The sequence below is a fragment of the Mesorhizobium sp. M0227 genome (assembly GCF_040321855.1).
Classification (GTDB): Bacteria; Pseudomonadota; Alphaproteobacteria; order Rhizobiales; family Rhizobiaceae; genus Mesorhizobium.
Map to the genome: position 1 here is coordinate 382,343 of NZ_JAMYSJ010000001.1, position 21,657 is coordinate 403,999.

23 protein-coding genes are annotated in these 21,657 nt (G+C 63.3%); 4 read left to right on the forward strand and 19 right to left on the reverse strand.

The genetic code is table 11. The features are described 5' to 3' along the window. Positions 1-23: 23 nt before the first annotated feature. From NKJ00_RS01660 to NKJ00_RS01695, 8 genes are all read right to left on the reverse strand, one after another. Entirely contained in the window at positions 24-476 is a 453-nt protein-coding gene (locus NKJ00_RS01660; RefSeq protein WP_128302349.1) for a MaoC/PaaZ C-terminal domain-containing protein, read from the reverse strand. Next, positions 476-1,552, reverse strand: a complete 1,077-nt coding sequence (locus NKJ00_RS01665) for a Gfo/Idh/MocA family protein (protein ID WP_128302350.1) — start codon at positions 1,550-1,552, stop codon at positions 476-478. Before NKJ00_RS01665 ends, NKJ00_RS01660 begins: the two co-directional genes overlap by 1 nt. After that, positions 1,545-1,874, reverse strand: coding sequence for an L-rhamnose mutarotase (locus NKJ00_RS01670; protein ID WP_023808869.1), 330 nt, complete (start codon positions 1,872-1,874; stop codon positions 1,545-1,547). Before NKJ00_RS01670 ends, NKJ00_RS01665 begins: the two co-directional genes overlap by 8 nt. 9 nt (positions 1,875-1,883) lie before the next feature. Then, the gene (locus NKJ00_RS01675; RefSeq protein ID WP_023808868.1) at positions 1,884-2,996 is read right to left on the reverse strand and encodes a mandelate racemase/muconate lactonizing enzyme family protein; all 1,113 of its coding nucleotides are present in this window, start codon (positions 2,994-2,996) and stop codon (positions 1,884-1,886) included. A 5-nt stretch (positions 2,997-3,001) separates the two neighbouring features. Next, positions 3,002-4,099, reverse strand: coding sequence for an ABC transporter ATP-binding protein (locus NKJ00_RS01680; protein ID WP_352628475.1), 1,098 nt, complete (start codon positions 4,097-4,099; stop codon positions 3,002-3,004). Between the two features lie 4 nt (positions 4,100-4,103). After that, positions 4,104-4,970 carry a carbohydrate ABC transporter permease gene (locus NKJ00_RS01685; protein ID WP_023808866.1) on the reverse strand — a complete coding sequence of 289 codons (867 nt, stop codon included), beginning with the start codon at positions 4,968-4,970 and terminating at the stop codon, positions 4,104-4,106. Then, positions 4,970-5,866, reverse strand: coding sequence for a carbohydrate ABC transporter permease (locus tag NKJ00_RS01690; protein WP_023808865.1), 897 nt, complete (start codon positions 5,864-5,866; stop codon positions 4,970-4,972). Before NKJ00_RS01690 ends, NKJ00_RS01685 begins: the two co-directional genes overlap by 1 nt. Before the next feature lie 133 nt (positions 5,867-5,999). Continuing rightward, the gene (locus NKJ00_RS01695; protein WP_023808864.1) at positions 6,000-7,319 is read right to left on the reverse strand and encodes an ABC transporter substrate-binding protein; all 1,320 of its coding nucleotides are present in this window, start codon (positions 7,317-7,319) and stop codon (positions 6,000-6,002) included. A 169-nt stretch (positions 7,320-7,488) separates the two neighbouring features. On the opposite strand from NKJ00_RS01695, the gene NKJ00_RS01700 reads away from it, so the two are divergent. Together NKJ00_RS01700 and NKJ00_RS01705 are read left to right on the forward strand one after the other, a co-directional pair. After that, entirely contained in the window at positions 7,489-8,274 is a 786-nt protein-coding gene (locus tag NKJ00_RS01700) for an IclR family transcriptional regulator (protein ID WP_023808863.1), read from the forward strand. A 65-nt stretch (positions 8,275-8,339) separates the two neighbouring features. Beyond that, the gene (locus NKJ00_RS01705) at positions 8,340-9,179 is read left to right on the forward strand and encodes an amidohydrolase family protein (RefSeq protein WP_352609312.1); all 840 of its coding nucleotides are present in this window, start codon (positions 8,340-8,342) and stop codon (positions 9,177-9,179) included. 9 nt (positions 9,180-9,188) lie between these two features. Here the strand turns inward: NKJ00_RS01705 and NKJ00_RS01710 are convergent, their stop codons facing one another. The 8 genes from NKJ00_RS01710 to NKJ00_RS01745 all read right to left on the reverse strand — a co-directional run bounded on the left by NKJ00_RS01710 (position 9,189) and on the right by NKJ00_RS01745 (position 16,757). Next, entirely contained in the window at positions 9,189-10,160 is a 972-nt protein-coding gene (locus NKJ00_RS01710) for an ABC transporter permease (RefSeq protein ID WP_352628477.1), read from the reverse strand. 1 nt (position 10,161) lies between these two features. After that, entirely contained in the window at positions 10,162-11,112 is a 951-nt protein-coding gene (locus NKJ00_RS01715) for an ABC transporter permease (RefSeq protein ID WP_023808861.1), read from the reverse strand. After that, positions 11,109-11,867, reverse strand: a complete 759-nt coding sequence (locus NKJ00_RS01720) for an ATP-binding cassette domain-containing protein (protein WP_023808860.1) — start codon at positions 11,865-11,867, stop codon at positions 11,109-11,111. The genes NKJ00_RS01715 and NKJ00_RS01720 overlap by 4 nt, the downstream gene beginning before the upstream one ends. Then, complete coding sequence (locus NKJ00_RS01725) at positions 11,860-12,597, reverse strand: ATP-binding cassette domain-containing protein (RefSeq protein WP_352440084.1); 738 nt, start codon at positions 12,595-12,597, stop codon at positions 11,860-11,862. Before NKJ00_RS01725 ends, NKJ00_RS01720 begins: the two co-directional genes overlap by 8 nt. 66 nt (positions 12,598-12,663) lie before the next feature. Continuing rightward, entirely contained in the window at positions 12,664-13,851 is a 1,188-nt protein-coding gene (locus NKJ00_RS01730; RefSeq protein WP_023808858.1) for an ABC transporter substrate-binding protein, read from the reverse strand. Positions 13,852-13,877: 26 nt separating this feature from the next. Next, a complete protein-coding gene (locus NKJ00_RS01735) occupies positions 13,878-15,047 on the reverse strand; it encodes an extracellular solute-binding protein (protein ID WP_352628479.1) in 1,170 nt (389 codons plus the stop codon). Further along, on the reverse strand, positions 15,044-16,204 hold the full coding sequence (locus NKJ00_RS01740; RefSeq protein ID WP_023808856.1) for a CaiB/BaiF CoA transferase family protein: 1,161 nt from the start codon (positions 16,202-16,204) through the stop codon (positions 15,044-15,046). Before NKJ00_RS01740 ends, NKJ00_RS01735 begins: the two co-directional genes overlap by 4 nt. A gap of 1 nt (position 16,205) precedes the next feature. Continuing rightward, positions 16,206-16,757 (reverse strand): MaoC family dehydratase, encoded by a 552-nt coding sequence (locus tag NKJ00_RS01745; protein WP_023808855.1) that lies wholly within the window; start codon positions 16,755-16,757, stop codon positions 16,206-16,208. 199 nt (positions 16,758-16,956) lie between these two features. Here NKJ00_RS01745 and NKJ00_RS01750 point away from each other — a divergent pair, with 199 nt between their 5' ends. Then, the gene (locus NKJ00_RS01750; protein WP_352609314.1) at positions 16,957-18,057 is read left to right on the forward strand and encodes a lactonase family protein; all 1,101 of its coding nucleotides are present in this window, start codon (positions 16,957-16,959) and stop codon (positions 18,055-18,057) included. Between the two features lie 49 nt (positions 18,058-18,106). Here NKJ00_RS01750 and NKJ00_RS01755 read toward each other — a convergent pair whose 3' ends face one another. From NKJ00_RS01755 to NKJ00_RS01765, 3 genes are all read right to left on the reverse strand, one after another. Beyond that, positions 18,107-19,093: a Tim44 domain-containing protein gene (locus NKJ00_RS01755; RefSeq protein WP_128302361.1), complete on the reverse strand. Its 987-nt coding sequence runs from the start codon at positions 19,091-19,093 to the stop codon at positions 18,107-18,109. A 68-nt stretch (positions 19,094-19,161) separates the two neighbouring features. Then, complete coding sequence (locus NKJ00_RS01760; RefSeq protein WP_023808853.1) at positions 19,162-19,461, reverse strand: TFIIB-type zinc ribbon-containing protein; 300 nt, start codon at positions 19,459-19,461, stop codon at positions 19,162-19,164. Positions 19,462-19,655: 194 nt separating this feature from the next. Continuing rightward, positions 19,656-20,645 (reverse strand): zinc-dependent alcohol dehydrogenase family protein, encoded by a 990-nt coding sequence (locus tag NKJ00_RS01765; RefSeq protein ID WP_023808852.1) that lies wholly within the window; start codon positions 20,643-20,645, stop codon positions 19,656-19,658. Between the two features lie 102 nt (positions 20,646-20,747). On the opposite strand from NKJ00_RS01765, the gene NKJ00_RS01770 reads away from it, so the two are divergent. Then, a complete protein-coding gene (locus tag NKJ00_RS01770; protein WP_352628481.1) occupies positions 20,748-21,650 on the forward strand; it encodes a LysR family transcriptional regulator in 903 nt (300 codons plus the stop codon). Positions 21,651-21,657: the final 7 nt, after the last annotated feature.

Consider the following 21,657-nt stretch of genomic DNA (forward strand, 5'->3'; position numbering starts at 1 on the left):
GGCTCATGGGCATGCGATGGGCTTCAGCCCTGCGCCGGCCTGCGTTCGACGATGTAGATGTGGTCGGCCGCCAGCACCACTTCGCCGCGCTGGTTGATCACCTCGCAGCGTTCGATCACCCGTCCCGCCCCCGGCCTCTTCGGGTCGTCTTCCCTGGCCGTAATTGTCGTGCGCGTCCGGATCGTGTCGCCGATGAACACCGGCTTGATGAAGCGCAGCCGGTCATAGCCATAGGAAAAGGCAACAGGATTGATGACGGTTGCCGTCAGCCCGATGCCGACCGAGAACACCAGCGTGCCGTGCGCGATGCGCTGGCCGAATGGCGTCGTCTTCATGAACTCGGCGTCCATGTGGTGCGGGAAGAAATCGCCGGTGTGGCCGGCATGGACGATGAAGTCGGTCTCGGTGATGGTGCGGCCGCTGGTCAGGCGCGACGCGCCAATCTCATAGTCTTCGAAATACTGAATCCGTTCCATCAGGGTCTTTCCGCAATCGGCGTCGCCGGTGCCGCACTCGACTGATACGCCGCCTCGACCAGCGCCATCGTGCTCCACGCGTCCTCGACCGGGCTGATCAGCGTAGCATCTTCTCCGGTGGCAAAACGCTGGACATTGGCCATGCGGCCGACGAAGGCGTCGGGAAACCACTCGCCGGCCAAGGGCACTGCGATCCAGTCCGTCCCGCCTTTCGGATAGATTTCCAGCACATCCGGCTCACCTGTGGGATAATCGAGGTTGAGACCCAACTTGAGATAGGCAGCTCCCTCGGTGCCGCAGATGCGGAACTCGCAGGCTTGGTGCCGGCGGCCGAACTTGTGGTCGTGGTTGATCGACAGCGCGCAGCGCATGGTGTTGCCATAGTCGAGAATGGCGCTGGTGCGCGTCTGCGCCACGGCATGATTGGGATGGCCGAGCGTCTTAGCGTGCACGCCCTTGGGGTCGCCGAGCAATTGCCTGATCAGGTCGAGATAGTGGATCGAATGCATGGCGATCTCGACGCGCGGCGCCTTGAGCAGGAATTCCCAAAGCTGCCACGGTGTCGCCAGCGCCAGCCAGGCATCGAAGTCGACGATCTCGCCGAGCCAGCCCTTGCCGACGGCATCTTGGAGCGCCAGCATCATCGGCGCGAAGCGCAATTGGAAGTTCACCGCTGCGTGCAGCTTCCGGGCGCGGCAGATCTCGAGGATCGCGGTCGCCTCGGCAAGATTGCTGCCCATCGGCTTCTGGATCAGCGCCACCGCGCCATCAGGCAAGGACTTCAGCACATCGGCATGACGCGACGGCGGGGTGGCAAGGTCGAAGATCGCGCCCTCGACGGCAGCAGCTTCTTCGACCGACCCAAAGGCCGTCACGCCCCATTGGCTGGCCAGCTTTTCGGCCCTGGTATGATCAGGATCATAAAGCCCGGCAACCGGAAAGCCGGCCTTCCGGTAGGCCGGGAAATGCGCGTCGCCGACGATCGATCCGGCGCCGAAGGTGACGATCTGCCGGGGCTTGGAGGGTTTTGGCCAGGATTGAACGAGCAAGGCAGGGTCGAAACCGCCTTCAGTCATGATGGAAGACCTCATCCATCTCGGCCCACCACTCGCCCTCTTTGCGCGTCGCCAGCGGCTCCTGGCACGGCATGCAGACCGCCCACCATTCCTGCGTCTTCGGATCGGCCGCCATCTTCGCCATGTCGGCCTCGTAGTCGCTGCCGTGGTATTCGAAGGTGCTGAACAGCACGTTCTCCGGCCGCTTCAGGTAGATCGAGTAGTTCTTGATGTTGCAGGCGGAGATCATGGCCAGCACGTCGGGCCAGACGGCGGCATGGAGGCGGACATACTCCTCGACCTTTTCCGGCTTCAGCCCCAGAACCATTCCCATCCGCTGCATATCATTCTCCTATTTCGTGATCGCCGTGGTGAATTCGGCGATGCTCATGGCCTTGACCGCGTCCCAGTCCCAATCGATGCCGATGCCGGGTTCGTCGGGCGCCAGCGCCTGGCCATCCTCGATGCGGAGGCGCTTGCCGGTCAACTGGTCGAGTTGCGGAATGTACTCGACATATCGGCCGTTCTGAACAGCGCAGGTCAGGCTGACATGCAGCTCCATCAGGAAATGCGGGCAGACCGGAATGTCGAAGGCCTCCGCCGCGTGCGCGATCTTGAGCCAGGGCGTGATGCCGCCGATGCGGCCGACATCGACCTGCACGATCGAGCAGGCGCCTTTCTGCATGTACTCGCGAAAATGGCGAATGGAGTAGAGCGACTCGCCGATGGCAATCGGCGTCGGCGTCGAGTTCGACAACCGCACATGCCCGTCAATGTCGTCGGCCGGCAGTGGCTCCTCGATCCAGGCGAGGTCGAGGTCGCGTAATCTTGCCGCGCGCCGGATCGCCTCGTCGACCGAAAAGCCCTGATTGGCGTCGGTCATGATCTCGTAGCCGTCGCCGACCGCCTTGCGCACCGCCGACAGGCGCGCCAGATCTTCCGAGCCGTGCGGCCTGCCGATCTTCACCTTCGAGCCGCGAAAGCCCTTGGCCTTGGCGGCCAGCGCATCGTCGACCAGCGCCTGCGTCTCGATGTGCAGCCAGCCGCCTTCGGTCGTGTACAGCGGGCAGCGGTCCTTGGCGCCGCCGGCCAGCTTCCACAAAGGCAGGTTCTGCTTCTTTGCCCGTAGGTCCCACAGTGCTGTATCGATGGCCGCGATGGCGATGGCGGTGATGGCGCCGATGGTCGTGGCATGCGTGGCGAATTCGAGATCGTGCCAGATTGCCTCGATCATGTCGGGGTCGCGGCCGATCAGGCGCGGCACCAGATGGTCGGACAAAAGCCGCATCACCGACGAGCCGCCGGTGCCGATCGTGTAGCTGTAGCCGGTGCCGACCGCACCGTCGGAATCGGTGATGGTGACGATAGGCGTTTCCTGGCTGACGAAGCTCTGGATGGCGTCGGTGCGCTTGACCTTGGGCACAAGGTCCACCATCCGAAGGTCGACTTTCTCAATTTTGGCCATGCCGATCAGCTCCGCAATGTCTTTCCGGTCTCGGTGGCAAACAGGTGCGCCTGCGACATGTCGAGGCTCATGGCGACCCGCTCGCCCGGCCGCAGTGGCCTCGGGTTCAGCATGCGCGACACCCAGTCCGTACCGTTGAATTCGACGAACACCAGTGTCTCGTTGCCGAGCGGTTCGGTGACCGTGATCGGCAGTTCGATCTGGTGGACATCGGCCGCACCACCGGAGCTGATGCCATGGCCGGTCGGATAGATGTCGTCCGGCCGCAGCCCGAACACGACCTTGTCGCCGGTGGCGACGTTGGTATTGAACTGGGCGGGCAGCGGCAGCTTTTCGCCGCTGGCGAAAACCATCTGGCCATCATCGATCGTGGCTTCATGCAGGTTCATCGGCGGCGAGCCGATGAAGCCTGCGACGAAGCGCGTCGCCGGCTGCCGGAACACCTCGTCGGGCGTGCCGACTTGTTCGATATGGCCGTCGCGCATGATGACGATGCGGTCGGCAAGCGTCATCGCCTCGACCTGATCATGGGTGACGTAGATCACCGTCGATTGCACCTTGGCATGAAGCTTCTTGATCTCGGTGCGCATCTGCGTGCGTAATTTGGCGTCGAGATTGGAAAGCGGCTCGTCGAACAGGAAGACGTCAGGATCGCGCACGATGGCGCGGCCCATGGCGACGCGCTGGCGCTGACCGCCGGAGAGTTGCGAGGGGCGTCGGTCCAGCAGTGTGTCGAGGCCAAGAATGGCCGAGGCCTCGGCGACACGGCGGTCCATGTCTTCCTTGGCGGCACCGGCGATCTTCAGCGAGAAGCCGAGATTCTCGCGCACCGTCATGTGCGGATAGAGCGCATAGGACTGGAACACCATCGAGATGTTGCGCGAGCGCGGCGGCAGGTCGTTGACGACGCGCCCGCCGATCTCGATCGAGCCGGCACTGATCTCTTCCAGCCCGGCGATCATGCGCAGCGTCGTCGACTTGCCGCAGCCGGACGGGCCGACCAGCGCGATGAATTCGCGGTCGGCGATGTCGAGATCGATGCCGTGCACGATCCCGATGTTGCCGTAGCGCTTGGTCAGCTTGGTGAGGGTAACGGTTGCCATGGTATCAGCCTTTCACCGCGCCGGAGGTCAGGCCGCCGACAAGGTGTTTCTGGACGACGTAGGTGAGGGTGAGCGCCGGAATGATCATCACCACGGCCAGCGCGCACATGCCACGCCAATCGATGGTGAACTCGGCCGTGTAATCGAGCAGGCCGACCGGCAGCGTCTTGGCGCTCACCGAGCGGGTCAGCTGCGAGGCCAGCGCGAACTCGTTCCAGCAGGTCAGGAAGGCGAAGATGGCGGCCGAAGCGATGCCCGGTCCGGCAAGCGGGAACTCGACCTGCCAGAACGCCTGCCAGCGCGTGCAGCCATCGATCTGCGCCGCCTCCGCGAGGTCCTTGGGCACCTGGCGGAAGAAGCCGTCGATCAGCCAGATGGTGAACGGCACGTTGAGCGCGACATAGGCAAGGATCAGCCCGAAATGCGTGTCGATGATGCCAAGCCGCACATAGAGGAAGAACAGCGGTAGCGAGAGCGCAATGCCCGGCACGGTGCGCGTCAGCATCAGGCTGAGGAAGACGCTGGATTTGCCGCGGAAGCGGTAGCGCGCGAAGGCATAGCCGCCGGCCATGCCGATGGCCACCGCAATGACTGTCGAGGTCACCGAGATGATCAGCGAGTTGCGGAAATATTCGATGACAGGGATGCCGCCCTTGCCGATGCCTGAGAACATGGCGACATAAGCGTCGAACGAGATCTCCTGAGGGATCCACACCGGTGGCTTGGCCATGATCTCGACCGCCGGCCGCAGCGACGAGATGACGATCCACAGGCCCGGCAGGCAGATGGTCAGCATCGCCAGGAACAGGCCGATGCGATAGACGACGCCCAGCAGCCGGCGCTTCAGGCGGGCGGAAGAATTCTCGTCCATCACCACTCCGCACCGATCTGCGTGCGCGCCGCGGCGAGCTTGTTGAAGAAGTAGACAGTGAAGGCGATCGACAGCAGGATCGAGAAATAGGCCATGGCGTTGGCCATGCCCATGCGCCCGTCGCTGTAGGCGGTGCGGGCCACCAGGGTCCATAGCAGTTCGGTGCGGCCCGCCGGTCCGCCATCGGTCATGATCTTGACGATGTCATAGGCGCGCGCGACGTCGAGCGAGCGAATGGTCATGGCGATGTACGCGAAAGGCATGACGAACGGCCACGTCACATAGCGGAATGTCTGCCACGGCGTGCAGCCGTCGACCCGCGCCGCCTCGATCGGCTCCTTGGGCATGGCGAGCAGGCCGGCGAGGATCAGGATGGCGAAGATCGCCGTCGACGACCAGATCTCGGCGATCGAGATGGCGATGAAGGCGAGATGGCCCTCGATCAGCCACGGTATGGCGTCTTGCGTGATGCCGAGCGACTGCAGCGCATTGTTCACCAGGCCGATATTGTCGTTGAACATAAACTTGAACTGAAAGCCGACCAGGATCGGCGAAAACATCATCGGAAACATCATCAGCGTGCGCAGGATGCGCTGGCCGCGTGTCGCTTTCTCGACCAGCATGGCAAGCCCAAGGCCAAGCAGCATTTCGAGATTGAGCGCGATGGTCAGCAGCAGCACCGTGCGACCGAACGCCCACCAGAAATCAGTGTTGGACAGGATCGAAAGATAGTTCCGGATGCCGATGAAGACGTAGAACGTTTCGGGCCGCGTCAGGCGGAACGGCGTGAAGCTGGAGTAAAGGGACAACAGCAACGGCACAACGACAACCGCCGCCAGCACGATCATGGCCGGAAGCAGCAGCAGGAATGGCGCGGATGGCTTGAAGCCCTTCATCAGAATCCTTGAGGTGTTTGCATTTGGACGGCCGTGAGTGGGCCGGGGGCGATGGGTTAGCGTAAATCGCTGGCCGCGAAACACGATCGCCTCCCCCATTTCCGATGGGGGAGGCAGCCTTGGGAGCCCGTTTCTAGAGCTTGCCGGCGTCCTGGAGGATTTGCGTCGCCTTGGCGGCCGCATCGTCCAGTGCCTGCTTGGAGGTCTTGTCACCGAGGATCGCCGCCTGCAATTCGGGATAGACGGCGTTCGAGATCTCGATCCATTCAGGCGTCTGCGGCACGGCAAACGCGTGCTTGGCCTCTTCCTGGAAGGCGGTAAGAACCTCCTTCTTGTAAGGATCGTTTTCGGCCTGCTTCAAATCCCAGTCCCACACCGCGGTGCGGGTCGGCAGCGGGCCTGCGGCGGCCTCGAGCTTCTGGCTGTCTTCGTTGGTCAGCCACCACACCAGGGAAGCCGCGGCCTCCTTGTTGGGGCAATTCTCGGTCACCGAGAAGCCATGGAAACCCGACCAGCCGGTGCGTTTGCCGGACGAGCCCTTCGGCGCGACTTTCACGCCGACATTGCCGGCGACCTTCGACGACTTCGGATCGTTGAAGAAGCCAGCCCAGCCCGGCCAGTCCAGGTTGATGGCGACGGTGCCGGACGCAAAGCCCTGGCCGAGATCGTCCCAGAGATAGTTGGTGGTTCCGGCCGGTACGGCCTTGGCCTTGTAGAGGTTGACGAACCAGTCGAGCGCCCGGATGCCGGCCTCGGAATTGAAGACCAGCTTGCCGTCCTTGTCGAGATACTCGCCGCCTTCAGCGACAACCATCTCGTAGAAGCGGCCGTTGATCGCCTCTTCCTTGCCGGCGAACTGCGTGCCGTAGAAATTGGGTGGGTTGGCGAAGAACTGGGCCTGGTCGGTCACTTCCTTCCAGGTGTCCGGCGGCACCAAATCATAGCCGTACTTCGCCTTGAACTTGGTCTTGTTGTCGGCGTTCTCGTACAGGCTCTTCTGGTAGTAGAGCGCCGAAACGTCGAACTGCGCACGCGGCAGCATCTCCAGCTTGCCGTCGATGGTTGCGGACGTGATCGTCGACGGCACGAAAGCGTCGATCTCTTCCTTGGGCAGCAATTTGCTGAGGTCGGTGTAAAGGCCCGTATATTGCGGCGCAAAGGACGAATGGTTCCAGCCGACGCACCAGTTGGTGCTGCCCGAGGCGATGTCGGACTTGAGCTCCTTGTCGATGTCGAAGCCGTTCTTCTTGGTCAGGATGTTGACCTTGGCGCCGGTCGCCTTCTCCCATTCGGGAATGCGCTCGTAGAGCTTTTCATATTGCTGGCCGCCGATCAGCTTCACGTCGACGGTCACGCCTTCGAACTTGCCGGGCAGGTCGCCGGCAAGGGCAGCGCCCGCACCTGACGCGAGCAACAATGCACCGGCGCACACGCCGGACAGCAGTCTGTTCATCGGTATCCTCCCTTGGTGCCGCCTCCGCGGCGACCGCAACTCGTCTGATGACAAGAAGTGCTACATTCATATACAAACAAAACATTCATAGACACGTCAAGGCGAAATTTGTTTCCGCCGCGCACGTTCCTGCATATATGAAGGGTGAAATTCACTGGAGGATGAGCCCATGGACGACAGCGAAGACGAGCGCTATCGCGCGCCGGCGCTCGACAAGGGGCTCGATATCCTTGAACTGCTGGCGGGCGTCGACGGCGGCCTGACCCAGGCAGAAATCGCCAAGAAACTCGACCGCAGCCCCAACGAATTCTACCGTATGCTCGACCGGCTGGTGCGGCGCGGCTATGTCACCAGGCTCGACGGCGACCGCTATTCGCTGACGCTCAAGCTGTTCGGTCTGGCACAGTTGCACGCGCCGGTTCGGCGGCTGGTCTCCTATGCGACGCCGCTGATGCGTGAGCTTGCCGAGACATCGCAGCAGGCCAACCAACTCGTTGTTTTTGATCGCGGTTCTGCCGTCGTCATCGGCCAGCAAGAAGCACCGAACTACTGGGGCATATCGATCCGGGTCGGCTCCCATATCAGTCTGTTCGACACCGGCTCGGGACATGTGCTGCTCGCTTTCCGCTCACCGGAAGAGCGCCAGATGATGATTTCCGAACACGTCCGCAGCACCGACAAGACGGCGCAATCGACCGAGTTCTTCACCCGTCTCGACCAGATCCGCGACCGTGGCTACGAGATGATGGCCTCGATGCAGACAGCCGGCGTCTTCAACCTGTCCGCCCCGGTGCGCAGTTCCGACGGCAAGGCGATCGCCGCGCTGTCGATTCCCTACATCACGGTGGTCAACGCGCCTTCCGCGCCCGACATCACCAGGACGATCGAACTGTTGCTGGCAACGTGTGAAAAGCTGTCGCACCTTGCTGGATCAGCAGTAGGCTCATCGGTGTGAATTCTTATTTGAATGAAGAATTCCCCCGTGAGATGATTTGAAAAGCCAGAGGGAGGAGCCTCACCATGATCATCGATACCCATCTGCATCTCATCGATCGCTCGGCCCTGCGCTATCCCTGGCTCGCCGGCGTGCCGGCGCTCAACCGCGATTTCTCCTATGAGGACTACGCCGTGGAGGCGCAGCGTGTCGGCGTCGAGCGCGTGCTGCATATGGAGGTCGATGTCGATGCGGCCGACATCGAGGCTGAAACCGCTCGGGTCGAAGGCCTGTCACGGCAGCCCAGCAGCATGCTGGCCGGGGTGATCGCGTCCTGCCGTCCTGAGGAAGGGGACTTCGCGGCCTATCTCGAACGGCAGCGGGCAAACCCGTTCGTAAAAGGCTTTCGCCGCGTCCTCCACGTCGTGCCCGACGAGCTCTCGGAAGGTGCGGTGTTTCGCGCCAGCATAAAGCGGCTTGGCGGCACCGGCCTGACCTTCGATCTCGTCGTGCTGCCGCACCAGATCCCCAGGGCGATCGTGCTTGCCGACCTGGCACCCGATGTGACGTTCGTCCTCGACCATTGCGGCGTCCCCGACATCAAAGGCAAGAGCGAACATCCATGGCGCGAGCATATGAGCGACATCGCCCGGCGCCCGAATGTCATGGCCAAAATCTCCGGTGTCGTCGCCTATGCCGATGCCGGCAGCTGGACGGTTGAGACGTTGCGGCCGTACGTCGAGCACACCATCAATTCATTCGGCTGGGACCGTGTCGTCTGGGGCAGCGACTGGCCGGTCTGCACGCTAGGCGGCGGTCTGTCGACCTGGGTGGCGGCGACCCATGCACTGCTCTCGGGCTGCAGCATCTCCGAGCGCGACAGGCTGTTGTCCGGCAATGCCCGCAAGCTGTGGCGGCTCGACTGACTGGTCCTTTCAGATGGTTGTCGAGACGTGCCGTTCGCGGCCATAGAGCGAAACCAGCAGCACGATGACGAAGCCGAGCGCGGCCTGCACCGCTGCGGGCTGGAAGCCGAGGCCGATCAGCAGCGTGTTGATCTCGGTCAGCACCAGCACGCCGGCGATCGTGCCGAGATAGCTTCCCCGGCCGCCGACAAGTGCTGCACCTCCTACGACAACGGCTGCGATGGTCTGGAACAGATAGGGCTGGCCGACATCGCCATAGGCCGAACCGGTGAAGCCGAGCAGCAGCACTCCTGCCACGGCGGCGAAGAAAGCGCTTGCCGCATAGGTGATGACCCACATGCGAACCGGGTCAATCAGCGCCAGCGGCGCCGCGCCCGGATTGCTGCCCAGCGCGTAAAGCCGGCGGCCATAGGGCGTTCGCTCCAGCACCAGGACGACGAGTGCCGCCAGCACGACAAGGCTCGGCACCAGCCACGGCACCGGCAGCGGTCCGGCCGATCCGCCGATCGAGACGAAGCTGGATACCGCTTGCGGTGCGGAGCCTGACGGGAAACCCGCCGTCCACAACAGCACCAGCCCTTGCACGACCATGCCGATGCCGAGCGTGACGATGAGCGGCTGGATGTCGAGGCTGCGCGAGATCAGCCCGTTCAGCCCGCCGATGATGATCGCCAGTACGCTGACGAGGCCGCAGACCAGGACAAAATGCCAGCCATCGCCATAAAGCTGCGCCGCCACGACATTGGCAAAGCCAATGACGAAAGGGATCGACAGGTCGATGCCGCCCATGATGACGACCAGCGTCTGCCCGATCGAGGCCACGGCGAGCAGCGAGGCGAGCACCAGCATGGCGCGTATGGCAAACGGCGCGGAGTAGCCAGGAATGAGGATCGTGCCGGCGAGATGCAGAAGGGCGGCGACGCAGAAGGCGCCGACGACGCGAGCGTTGGTTGTGGCGAAGAGGTTTTGGCGCAAAACCATGTCAGCGTCTCCCCATAGCAAGACGTTCCTGCAGCGCTGTCAGCATCACGGCCAGCACCAGGATCGCGCCGTAGGCGATCTGCAGCACGAAGGTCGAGACGTTGAACGTCGTCAGCACGCTTTGCAGCAGGAAGATGTCGATGGCGCCGATGGCGGCACCCGCCACCCCACCACGGCCGCCTGCAAGGCTGACGCCGCCGAGCGCTACCGCGGCGATGGCGATCAGTGTGTAAGTTGGCCCGATGTTCGGATCGGCGGAGCCGATCAGCGCGGTCAGCATCAATCCGGCGCAGCCGCCAAGGATGCCGGTCATGATATAGGCGATGAAGCGCACGCGCGTGACATCGACGCCGGCGGTGTAGGCGGCACGGTCGTCGCTGCCCACCGCCATAAGCTGGTCGTAGTAAGGGGTGCGCCGCACCAGCCACCAGACGATGAACATCGCCGCCAGCGGCAGCATCGACAGCGGACCGGACAGTGCCTTGAGCCAGGCCGGTGCGGGACCGATCGGCGCCGGCAGGATTGTTAACGTCACGCCGGTGAGGATCAGATAGGTGCCGAGCGTCGCGACGATCGGCTGAATGCGCACGATTGTCGCCAGAAAGCCGTTCGCAGCACCCACCAGCGCCCCGACGAGCAATGCAGCCGGAACGAGCACCGGGGGCGATGAGATGCCGGTGCCGAGGAACAGCACCTGGATCGTCAAAGCGTTGACGAAGCCCATCAATGGCCCGACCGAGATGTCGATTCCGCCACGCCCGGCGAGGATGACAGGCGTGGACGCAATGGCCGCACCGATCAAGGGCGCCGCCAATCCGACCAGCGCGCCCCAGGAACCCGGCTGGAACCGCCCGGGGCTGAGGATAAGATTGATCGCAAGCAGCACGACCAGCAGCACCACCGCGAAGCCGAAATTTCGCCCAAGGGACAGGAGGCGCGCAACAGGGTTCATGCCGCACGTCCGAACATGGCTGATATCACGCTGTCGGTGGTGAGCGCGTCGCCAGAGATCTCGGCCGCGACTTCATTCTCACGGAACACCAGCACGCGCTGGCACAGGAGAAGAATCTCCTCGATTTCACTGGATAGGATGACGAGCCCCATGCCGTCGGACGCCAGCCCGCGAAACACGTCGTAGAGCACATGCCGCGTCGCCACGTCGACGCCACGCGTCGGATCGTTGAGGAGCAGGATCGCGGGCTCCAGCGCCAAGGCACGCGCCAACAGCACCTTCTGCTGGTTGCCGCCCGAAAGAGTGGTGATCGGCGCATCGGGCCGGGGCGCCACTATCGAGAGTTTTTCGCGATAGAAGTCGTAGCGCGCCTTGCGTGCCGACGGGCTGATTAGCCCGAGCCGCGTGTCGCGCGACAAGGTCGAGACGGCGAAATTGTCGAGCACCGACTGTGTCGGGAAAATGCCGTTGGCGCGTCGGTCGCGCGGCAAATAGGCGATGCCGCTGGCGACAGCCTTGCGAAACCCGGTAATCTTTCGGGAGGCATCCGATGAACCGAGTTCGATCGAGCCGCCATGGGGCGGTTCCAGGCCGGCAAGCATCTTGAGAAACAGCTCCTGGCCATGACCATCGAGACCGGCAAGCCCGACGATCTCACCCGGAGCGATTGCCTGCGTGATCGGGCTGGCGCCGGGCGCGATGACAAGGTCCCGAACGGCAAGACCACCAAAATCGAGGGCGGCGCGATCAGCCATGCTGCAGCTCCGCCGCCGTGCGTGGCGCCATCGCCTTGAGAAGTTCAGCCGGCGTCGAAGCGCCGCGCTCCTCGGTGCGCACGACGCTGCCGCCGCGCAGGATCGAGATGCGATCCGACAGCGACATCACCTCGTCCATGCGGTGGGTGATGAACAGGATCAGGCAGCCTTCGCCGGCCAGCGCGCGCATCAGGGAAAAGACGGATTCGCGATCGGCGAAGTCGAGCGCGGCGGTGACCTCGTCGAGGATCAGGATCTTTGGGTTGCGCACGATCGCGCGGGCGAGAACGACCAATTGCTGCGCGGCAAGCGGCAGCAGGCCGGCTGGCTTGTCGAGGGGGACGTCGGTAACCGCGAAGCGCTTCAGCGCGGCTTTCGCCCGGTCACGGCGCTCGTTGCGGGGAACAGCGCGCCGGACCAGCCCGTCGAGGCCGAGCAGGATGTTATCGATGACGCTGCAGTCCGGCGCGATCAGCACCTCCTGGAACACCGTGGCAAAACCTTGCGCCTGGAAGGCCGAGGGCTTGGCACCCGAAAACGGCTTGCCGTGCAGCAGGATCGCGCCATTGTCCGGCTGGACGATGCCGGACAGCAGCTTGACCATCGTGCTCTTGCCCGAACCGTTCTCGCCCAGGATGGTGTGGATGGTTCCCGCCCGAAACGCGATCGATGCGTCCGCGAGCGCGATCGTCTCGCCATAGCGTTTGGATATGGTTTTGATTTCAAGCATGTCGCGTTTCGATGCTGGCAGGCCGGCTCCCTGAAAGGAGCCGGCCTGCTGAGAGACTAGCAGGCGTCACTTTGCACAGGCATCGGGCACCTTCGAATAATCCCAGCCCTTGGTCGGCGCCGGGTTCGAGAAATAGGCGTCGAGCCATTCCTCCGGCATCGGATCTTTCGGCGGGATCGGGAAGATCGACACGGCATCCGTCGTCATGCAGTCCTTGTACCAGGCACCGAGATCGGCGGTGTGGACAGGCGGGATCGGGATCAGCAGCGTGTTCAGCTTCGGCTTCTGGCCGTCGAGCATGCGCTCGCCGACGCGGAACAGTGTTTGCGCGGTCCAGTGCGGCAGCACCGCATGGCCTTCGAAGCGGTACTTGTCGGGGTTGGCCTTCCAGTAGCCCAGCGCGTCCCCGGTGATCGAGCCGGTGATCAATGGCGCCGGCCGGCCGGCTTCCGCGAAGGCTTCGGCGACGACGCGGCTTTCGCTGCCTGTCGTCCACACCGCATCGATCGGCGCCGGGTTGGTGGCGATCGCCTGCAGCACCACGGTCTTGGTGACGTTGGCTGTCCAGTTGCCGTTGACGTTGCGCGAGATCTTCAGCTTCGGATTTTCCGCCAGCGCCTTGTCCGCGCCCTGGCGTTCCTGGACCACGATCGGGTGGCCGGCGATGCCTTCGACCAGAAGGATGCTGGCGCCGTCCGGCTGCGCCTTGCCGATCGCCGTCATCATGTCATAGCCCCAGCGCGCATAGTTGGAATCGACATTGATGGCGTTCGGGCTGGTCACCGAGCCGGCGGCGGTGATGAACGGAATGCCGGCCTTGGCGGCAGCGTCGATGGCATCGTCGAGCGCCGTCGCCGAGCCCGGCACCGACGTGATGATAGAGCATTTCTTGTCGATGAAGGCGCGGATCTGGTTGATCTGCTGGCTGGCATCATTGTTGGAATCCGACACCTCGAAGCTGGAGACGGTGCCGTCGGCGATCAGCCCGTCGACAAGACGCTTCAACTCCTTGGTCACCGTGACCCGCCACGGGTTGCCCTGGTAGGATTCCGAGTGGCACCATTTCCACGGCTTTGGCGGCGCGTTGAAATTCTCCCAGGCCGAAGGCAATACCTTCTGGGGCGCTCCGTCATACTGCGCCTTGAGTTCGGTCGGCAGTCCACCGATGACGCCTTGCACATCCTGTGCAAAGGCGGCCGTTGCAAGCGAGGCAAGCGCCGTTGCGGCCAGCAGGCCGCGGATCATTCCTGTCATTCTTGTTCTCCTCCGTTCGGTTTGGTTCAGGCTCCTCCACCGGCAGCGCCGGACACCTGCACCGGGGAACTCTCCCGAAACAGGCGATTGAGATCGGCAACGACCTGTCGGGCTTGATGCCGGAAGGTCATGCCGGAAAGGATGCGTTCGGACGCGGCCTGCTGGAACGCCATGTAGCCGTCATGGCGCGGCCGCACCCATGCACCCGCCAGTGTCGCGCGCGTGTCCCGGTAGAAATTGCCGGTCGCTTCATTGACGGCCTGATCTTCCCAGGCCGCTGCATGGCCGGGCTGGCCGCCGGCGGCGGCATAGGCGCCGCGCTGGACATCGCCGCTCGAGACCCAATAGGCAAAGTTGATCGCGGCATCCCTGGCTTTGGAAAAGGCTGATACGGCTATGCCGGTGCCGCCGAGCGCCGAACCGATCGGGCCGCCGGAACCGATGACCGGAACATCGGCAAAGGCCAGCCGGTTCGCCCGAAAGCCAGTCGTCGCATAGGAAACATAGCCATAGATCAGTGGCGCGCAGACGAACCTGGAACCGGCCTCCGCCATGCGCTCCGAGACGGCAATCGGATCCATCTCCAAGCAAGCCGGATCAACGAGCGCTGCAATCTCGCGCATTGCTTCAAACACTTCGCTACCGGCGTCAACATCAATGAGATCGTGGGATGGATCGGTGGTGCAAGGACGGCCGAGATTGCCTGCGAATGTGTAAAACACCATCAACACGTGAGGCGGCCGCAGCGGCAGCAGCACACGGCCTTGCCGGGCGAGATCGAGCACCTCGCTCCAGCGCGCCGGTGGCGCCTCGATCGCATCCGGCCGCCATGCCTGGACCTGGGTTGCCGCATCGATCGGGAAAGCCCATTGCCGTCCTTGCCAGTTGTAGCTCGGATAGGACTGGCCGACGCTGCCCGAGGCAAGGGCCGTGCGTTCCGCCTCGCGTCCGGCGACATCCAGCGGCTCCAGGCAGCCTTCGGCCGTGATCTGGCCGACATGCGGATGGTCGATGACGATGAGATCACAGGCGCGCGCCAGTTCCTCGACCGGGAAGGATTCGAAATCCTGCAGCGAGCGCTTGTCCCATTCGATGGCAATACCGGTCTTCTGCTGCCACAGCGCCGAGCAGGCGACCATCGGATCGTAGCCACGCGGATGGCTCCAGGTCATGCCTTTGAGCTTGGGCACGCTCACAGGCCGAACTCCGCGCGGATGGCGGCACTGTGCTCGCCGATGCGCGGCGCCGCCCGATCGACCTTGGCCCTGATGCCATCGACCCGGAGCGGCGAACTCGTCGTGAGGATCGAGACGTCATCCTCGCGCGTCACCGTCTGCAGCATATCGAGCGATTGAAACCCCTCGCTTGCCAGCATCTCGGGCCAGGTCAGTACCTTGGCGCACCAGATGTCGGCCGGCTCGAGGATATCAAGCCATTCGTCGATGGTTTTGGTGGCGATCCGCTGCGCGATGATCGCCTTGATGTCGTCGCGCGCGGTGAACCACGATGCAGGCTTGTCGCGATAGGGTGCCAACTCGCTGAGCGACAAGAGGTCGGCCAGCTTGGGGATCGGCGTCATAGCGATGGCGAGATAGCCGTCCTTGGCCGGGTAGACACCGTAAGGCGCCGACAGATAGGCATGCGCGCTGCGGAAGCTGGAGCGCCTGGGCAGCCGGCGGCCGTCATTGAGATGCGTCGTCAGCACCTCGAACTGGAAATCGACCAGCGCTTCCAGCAGGCTGGTTTCGATATGGCTGCCCTGACCGGTGATGCCGCGCCGCACCAGTGCGGCCAGAATGCCCTGCGCACAGGCGGCACCAGCCAGCATGTCGCCGATGGCGAGGCCGAACGGCACCGGTCCCTGATCCTCGTCGCCGTTCAGCCACATCACGCCGGAACGCGCCTGCGCCAAGAGATCCTGGCCGGGCCGTTTGACCCATGGCCCATCCTCGCCATAGCCGCTGATCGAAGCATAGACCAGCCGCGGGTTGATCTTGCGGACCGCTTCATAGTCCAGGCCGAGCCGTTCGATGACGCCCGGCCGGAAATTCTGGATCAGCACGTCAGCCCTGGCCAGGAGGCCGCGCAACGCTTCGAGATCGGCCTCGTTCTTGAGGTCGATGGCAAGACTTTCCTTGGCCCGGTTGATGGCGTGGAAGATGGTGGAATCGCCGCCGATCTCGGTGTCGCTGAGATAGAGCCGGCGCGACAGGTCGCCGCCATCCGGACGCTCGATCTTGATCACGCGGGCGCCGAGATCGAGCAGCCTGAGTGAGCAGTACGGGCCCGACAGGAACTGGCTCATGTCGACGACGACGAGACCGGCGAGCGGCAATTCGGCTGCTGCCGGCATGCTATTTCTCCGTCTTGCCGACGAAGTCGGCCGGGTTGCGGTACTTCACCGTCTGCAGATGCTCGCAATAGAGAACGAGCTCGCCTTCGCCCTTGAAAACCTCATAGCTGGCGCGGATCAGCCCCATCTCCTTGTAGCGGGGCTTCTTGTCGAGGTTGGAGCGGATCGAATAGATCGTGTCGCCAATGAAGACAGGCTTTATGAAACGGAGCTTGTCGTAGCCATAGGAAAAGGCGTTGACGCAATTGGTGGCGACCAGGCCGAGGCCAGCCGAGAAGACAAAGGCGCCGGCGATCAGCCGCTTGCCGAAAACGCCTTCGCTCTCGGCAAATATCTGGTCCTGCACATAGGGGTGGATGTCGAGCACCAGCGTGTTGAACAAATGGCTATCGCCTTCGGCCATGGTCCGTCGCAACGAGCGGATCTTCTGCCCGACCGGCCAATCCTCATAGAACCAGTTTTCGGCGTTCCACACCGGCAGCGCGGCGTGATCCCCAGGCATGTTCTTGGGATGCGTCGAGGCGACACCGACGGTGGGCGCGAAATCGTTCATGGCCGGCACCGCCAGCCTTGTATGGGGCACGTCACAGCTGCCGGAAAACGCATCAAGGCGTCGAAATGCAAGACGTCTCCTCCCGTCAATCTTCTTTTGTAAATAGTATTTTCACATATGGGGTTGCGTTGCAAGCGTGAACAGGCGAAATTTTGGCTGCTCCCGCGCGCCGAAGCGCAGGCGGGCAGGGGAGGAAATCATGCGCAAGGATTGTCTGGTCTTTGTCGGCAGCCTGAACCGCGAGGCGCCGTATTTTCAGGGCGCTCGGGGCGTCGGTCTCGGCGTCTACAGCTTTGACGAGACGACGCTGGAAACACGAAAACTGGCCGAGACCAACGATGTCGACAATCCGACATTCCTGTCGGTGACGCCAGACGGCTCGCACATCTATGCCAATTCGGAAGTCTTCACCTGGCGCGAGGGCACCGTCTCCGCCTACAGCTTCGATCGAGCTTCTGGTACGCTCATTTATCTGAACAAGCAGCCGTCGCTCGGCAGCATCACCGCCCACAACACCATCACCCGCGACGGGACGAGGCTGCTGGTCGCCAACTATGGCATGGGCGAGGGCGGTCCGGATTGTGCCGTGGCGGTTTATGGTTTCGAAAAGGACGGCGCGCTGTCGGCGCCGCTGGCCAGCGTATCGCATTCCGGCACCGGCCCGAATGCGGCGCGGCAGGAACGCTCGCATGCCCACAGCGTCACCGAAACCATTGCCGGTGGTGGCATGGCTATCGTCGCCGACCTCGGCATCGACCGGCTGGTGTCCTACCGCATCGGGCGAGATGGCGAGCTCAGCAAGCTCGCTGAATCCGCTCTGCCGCCGGGCGCCGGTCCGCGCCATCTTGCGTTGCATCCGAACGGACGCTTCGTCTTTGTCATGAACGAGCTGGATTCGACCATTGTCTCGATGGCGCTGGACGAGGCATCAGGCAAGCTGTCCATCATCGACGCAAAGCCGGCGGTGCCGGCCGAGGCGCGCGACAGCAATCATTGCGCCGATATCCAGATGTCGCCGGATGGCCGCTTTGTCTACGGTTCCAACCGCGGCCATGACAGCGTCGTCATCATGGCGGTCGACCAGAACACCGGCGCGCTGAGCCTGGTCGGCTATGTCCCTTGCGGCGGTGCGACGCCGCGCAACCTGGCGTTGACGCCGTCAGGCGGCCATTTGTTCTCGGCCAACCAGAATGCCGACCGCATCTCGATCTTCGCGCGCGACGCCGACAGCGGCATGCTGATCGACACCGGGCGCGCCATCGAGATCGGCACGCCGATGTGCGTCAAGATCGTGCGCTAAACGACCGCAACCACATCCGCATCGAGGCCTCGGGCGAAACCGGCCGGGCTCAAGCCTGCTGTATTGCGGAGAGCTTCCAGCTCGATCCATTCTCACGCACGAAGGTCCACAGCTCGGTCGTCTCTGTCGAATGGTCTTCGTCGCCTTCGACGACCTTGCCGCTGGCCCGTTCGCGCGTCACGTCACGAGACTCGTAGCGCAATGCGGCCGTGGCATAGTCGCGGTCATCCTCGCGCCAGCTTTCAGCGACGTCGGCCTGCAGCAAGGTGATGTCCGTTACCTCGTTCCTGAGACCTTTCTGGGCGTTGTCGGCCAGTTCTTCCGACAGATAGGACACCATTTCGGGGGTAACAGCCCGGCGCAGAGCGGCATGGTCTTCGCGCCCGAATGCTTCCTGGACATCGGTCAACAGCTGCTGGAATGCGTCGAGGTCGGTCTGAGCCAGCGTGATCTCATCAGAACCGATGGCCGGAGAGCTTCCGCCCGAACCACCGCCAAAGCCGGGAATTGTGAAGGAGCCTGCAGTCTGCTGCCCTGCCGTTGCGCGGTTCTCAAATTGCGAAGCCTGGGCATTGCCGACACCGGCGAGCGCTGGCGCAGGACCACGCGCCGATTGCGAGCGGAAGAAGCGGATAGCCAGCATGATCGCGCCACCGATGAGCAGGGCCTGAAGCAGGAAACCGAACACGCCGGCCAGGCCGCCGAAGCCTTGGCCGACGAGCAGGCCGAGCAGGCCGCCGAGCAGCAGGCCGCGCATCATCGTTCCACCGAAACCGCTCATGAAGCCGGGCCTCTGCGGGCCGGCCTGCGGCTGCCGGGCCGCGTTGTTCGCACCGGTGTTGGGCGTCATCGAACGCTCGACTGGAGCGGTCGGGGCCGGTGCGGTCCTGGTCGGCGGTGCCGATTGGAACGTGCGCATGCCACGACTGCCGAAACTGCCGCCGCGGCGCGCCTCGGCATGGTCTATCGCAACCATCGAAAACGCCAGGAACAGTCCTGCAAAGAGGGCTGCAAATCGGCTTGTACGGGAAGTCATCGGAGATGAACCTTTGTCTCTGCGGTTTCGGAAGTTTTCAGCCGCCGCCGGGTGCCGGCGTCATGCGGTCAATCGAACAACTCTTCGAAAAATGATTTCTTCCGCTTCGGATAGCGGTGGCCGTGGGAGCGGGAATAATCGTCGTCGCGGCCCTGGCCGTGTTGCGGCTGGGAGAATGCTGCCGGCTGTGGCTGCGGCGCGGGCGCCGCTTCCCTGCCGGAACGCTCGATGATTTTGTCGAGTTCTCCCCGATCAAGCCAGACGCCGCGGCACTGCGGACAGTAGTCGATTTCGATACCCTGGCGTTCGCTCATCACGAGCGCAACGCGGCAGGAGGGGCAAGTCATGCCAAGAAGAGAAGATGTCATACGGGGCTCCAAACCGAAAAAGATTGAGCCCGCTTGACCGAAAACATGGAAACGGGCCCGTTAAAGCGGTCCGACATCACGATCGCCAAAAGCGATAGTCAGAGGGGCCCGGCCCGCGTGAGACAGTTAGGAATGCAACTCGGCGCCTTCAAGAGCGATATCGCCCCCAGGAACGATTTGTTTGTCAACTCCGCTCAAATCATCACCACGATTTTGCCGAACTGCTCGTTTGATTCCAGATACCGATGCGCTTCGACGATCTGGTCGAACGCAAAGGTCCGGTCGATGATCGGTCTTAGTGCCCCACTCTGCAGGCCTTCGACGATGAACGCCTTGGCGGCCTCCAGCTTTACCGGGTTACCGGTGATCTGGTGCACGAGGTAGCCGCGCAGTGTCAGCGTCTTGCTCAGCACCGCTGGCAGCGGGAATGGCGTCGGCGCGTGGCTCAGTCCGCCATATTCGATGAGGATGCCGCTATGCGACATGGCCGCCGTCAGCGGCTCGAAGATCGGGCCGCCGACCGCATCAAACACGACGCGCACGCCTCGCGGCCCGGCGATCTGGTTCAATCGCGCCGCCAGATCCTCCTCCGTCGAGGCCACGACGTCGGCCGCGCCGGCCTCGAGCAGCGCCCGCATCTTCGCCGATGTCCGCGTCACCGCGATCGCGGTCGCGCCGACCTTGTTGGCGATCTGGATCGCCGCAAGCCCGACACTGCTCGATGCTGCTGTGATGACGACGGCGTCTCCGCTGTGCAGCCCGGCGATGTCGATCAGCGCGCCATAAGCGGTGAGATATTGCATCCAGACCGCCGCTGCCGTTTGCCAGTCAAGCGACTGCGGATGCTTGACGACAAGTCGGGCGGGGTAGGTGGCAAGATCGCCATAGGCCGGCCAGCGGATCATCGATTGCGGCGGGATGACACTGACGCTGTCACCTGGCGCGAAATCCTTCACGCCGTCGCCAATAGTCTCGACGACACCCGCCGCTTCAAGACCAAGCCCCGAGGGGAGCGTCGGCGTCTCGATATAGGCCCCCGCGCGCAGCAGCGCTTCGGCGCGATTGAGGCCGAGTGCCTTGACCCGGATTTGAACTTCGCCCGGCCCCGGTGGGGAAAGCGCGACATCCTCGATGCGCAGAACCTCCGGGCCACCATGCTGGTGAAAGCGAACTACGCGTGTCATTCGGGATACTCCAAATCATCTGAACCGAATGAGCTATGCAGCTAGGCTTGCCGGGGATAAATGGCTGTAAGGGAAGAACAGTAGAAACCAGGAGTTTTGAATATGGATCGGCTTGAGAGCATGGCCGTGTTCGTCAGGGCCGTCGACCTCGGCTCGTTCGCAGCCGCCGCAGTCGCACTCGATCTGTCCGGACCAATGGTTGGCAAGCATGTGCGGTTCCTCGAGGAGCGGCTGGGCGTGCGGCTGCTCAATCGGACCACGCGGCGGCAAAGCCTGACCGACTTCGGGCGCGCTTACTATGAACGCTGTCGGGTGGTGCTGGCCGAGGCCGAAGCCGCCGATGCGCTCGCCGCCGACCAGTTCTCCGAACCACGTGGAAAACTGCGGGTCACCATGCCGGCGCATTTCGGCCGCCATTGCGTTGCACCCGTGCTGCTGCGGCTGGCGCGGCAATATCCGATGCTGGAGCTCGACCTGTCGCTCACCGACCGCTTCGCCGATCTTGCCGAAGACGGATACGATCTCGCCATTCGAACCGGTGCTCTGGGCGACAAGGCGGGGTTGATCGCACGCCGCGTCGCGCGCCAGGACATGGTCGTCTGCGCGGCACCCTCCTATCTCAGAGTTCATGGCGAACCGCAGCGTATCGAAGACTTCGCTGATCATCAGGCGATTGTCTACCGCCGGCTCGGCCAAGTCGTTCAGCCGTGGCTGTTTGCGCGCGAGGGGCAATCCGTACAGGAGATTACGCCAACCGGGCGGCTGCGGCTCGACGATCTCGATGCCATCGCCGATGCGGCTGTTGAGAGCATGGGGCTTGCCTGGCTGCCCTGGTGGCTGGTGCGCGAGCGCATTGAAGCCGGCGCGCTGGTAGCACTGTTGCCGGACCAGCCGCGATATCTCTACGACTGCCATGCCCTTTGGCTGCAGACGCCGCATCTGCCGCTGAAGGTGCGGCTGGCCGTCGATGCGCTGGCTGCCGCCTTGCCGAGATCGATGGCCTGATTGCCAA

Bases quoted from the DNA above. Each gene is read 5' to 3' on its own strand.
- NKJ00_RS01660 (WP_128302349.1), bottom strand. From the start codon at position 476: ATGGAACGGATTCAGTATTTCGAAGACTATGAGATTGGCGCGTCGCGC.
- NKJ00_RS01665 (WP_128302350.1), bottom strand. From the start codon at position 1,552: ATGACTGAAGGCGGTTTCGACCCTGCCTTGCTCGTTCAATCCTGGCCA.
- NKJ00_RS01670 (WP_023808869.1), bottom strand. From the start codon at position 1,874: ATGCAGCGGATGGGAATGGTTCTGGGGCTGAAGCCGGAAAAGGTCGAG.
- NKJ00_RS01675 (WP_023808868.1), bottom strand. From the start codon at position 2,996: ATGGCCAAAATTGAGAAAGTCGACCTTCGGATGGTGGACCTTGTGCCC.
- NKJ00_RS01680 (WP_352628475.1), bottom strand. From the start codon at position 4,099: ATGGCAACCGTTACCCTCACCAAGCTGACCAAGCGCTACGGCAACATC.
- NKJ00_RS01685 (WP_023808866.1), bottom strand. From the start codon at position 4,970: ATGGACGAGAATTCTTCCGCCCGCCTGAAGCGCCGGCTGCTGGGCGTC.
- NKJ00_RS01690 (WP_023808865.1), bottom strand. From the start codon at position 5,866: ATGAAGGGCTTCAAGCCATCCGCGCCATTCCTGCTGCTGCTTCCGGCC.
- NKJ00_RS01695 (WP_023808864.1), bottom strand. From the start codon at position 7,319: ATGAACAGACTGCTGTCCGGCGTGTGCGCCGGTGCATTGTTGCTCGCG.
- NKJ00_RS01700 (WP_023808863.1), top strand. From the start codon at position 7,489: ATGGACGACAGCGAAGACGAGCGCTATCGCGCGCCGGCGCTCGACAAG.
- NKJ00_RS01705 (WP_352609312.1), top strand. From the start codon at position 8,340: ATGATCATCGATACCCATCTGCATCTCATCGATCGCTCGGCCCTGCGC.
- NKJ00_RS01710 (WP_352628477.1), bottom strand. From the start codon at position 10,160: ATGGTTTTGCGCCAAAACCTCTTCGCCACAACCAACGCTCGCGTCGTC.
- NKJ00_RS01715 (WP_023808861.1), bottom strand. From the start codon at position 11,112: ATGAACCCTGTTGCGCGCCTCCTGTCCCTTGGGCGAAATTTCGGCTTC.
- NKJ00_RS01720 (WP_023808860.1), bottom strand. From the start codon at position 11,867: ATGGCTGATCGCGCCGCCCTCGATTTTGGTGGTCTTGCCGTTCGGGAC.
- NKJ00_RS01725 (WP_352440084.1), bottom strand. From the start codon at position 12,597: ATGCTTGAAATCAAAACCATATCCAAACGCTATGGCGAGACGATCGCG.
- NKJ00_RS01730 (WP_023808858.1), bottom strand. From the start codon at position 13,851: ATGACAGGAATGATCCGCGGCCTGCTGGCCGCAACGGCGCTTGCCTCG.
- NKJ00_RS01740 (WP_023808856.1), bottom strand. From the start codon at position 16,204: ATGCCGGCAGCAGCCGAATTGCCGCTCGCCGGTCTCGTCGTCGTCGAC.
- NKJ00_RS01745 (WP_023808855.1), bottom strand. From the start codon at position 16,757: ATGAACGATTTCGCGCCCACCGTCGGTGTCGCCTCGACGCATCCCAAG.
- NKJ00_RS01750 (WP_352609314.1), top strand. From the start codon at position 16,957: ATGCGCAAGGATTGTCTGGTCTTTGTCGGCAGCCTGAACCGCGAGGCG.
- NKJ00_RS01755 (WP_128302361.1), bottom strand. From the start codon at position 19,093: ATGACTTCCCGTACAAGCCGATTTGCAGCCCTCTTTGCAGGACTGTTC.
- NKJ00_RS01760 (WP_023808853.1), bottom strand. From the start codon at position 19,461: ATGACATCTTCTCTTCTTGGCATGACTTGCCCCTCCTGCCGCGTTGCG.
- NKJ00_RS01765 (WP_023808852.1), bottom strand. From the start codon at position 20,645: ATGACACGCGTAGTTCGCTTTCACCAGCATGGTGGCCCGGAGGTTCTG.
- NKJ00_RS01770 (WP_352628481.1), top strand. From the start codon at position 20,748: ATGGATCGGCTTGAGAGCATGGCCGTGTTCGTCAGGGCCGTCGACCTC.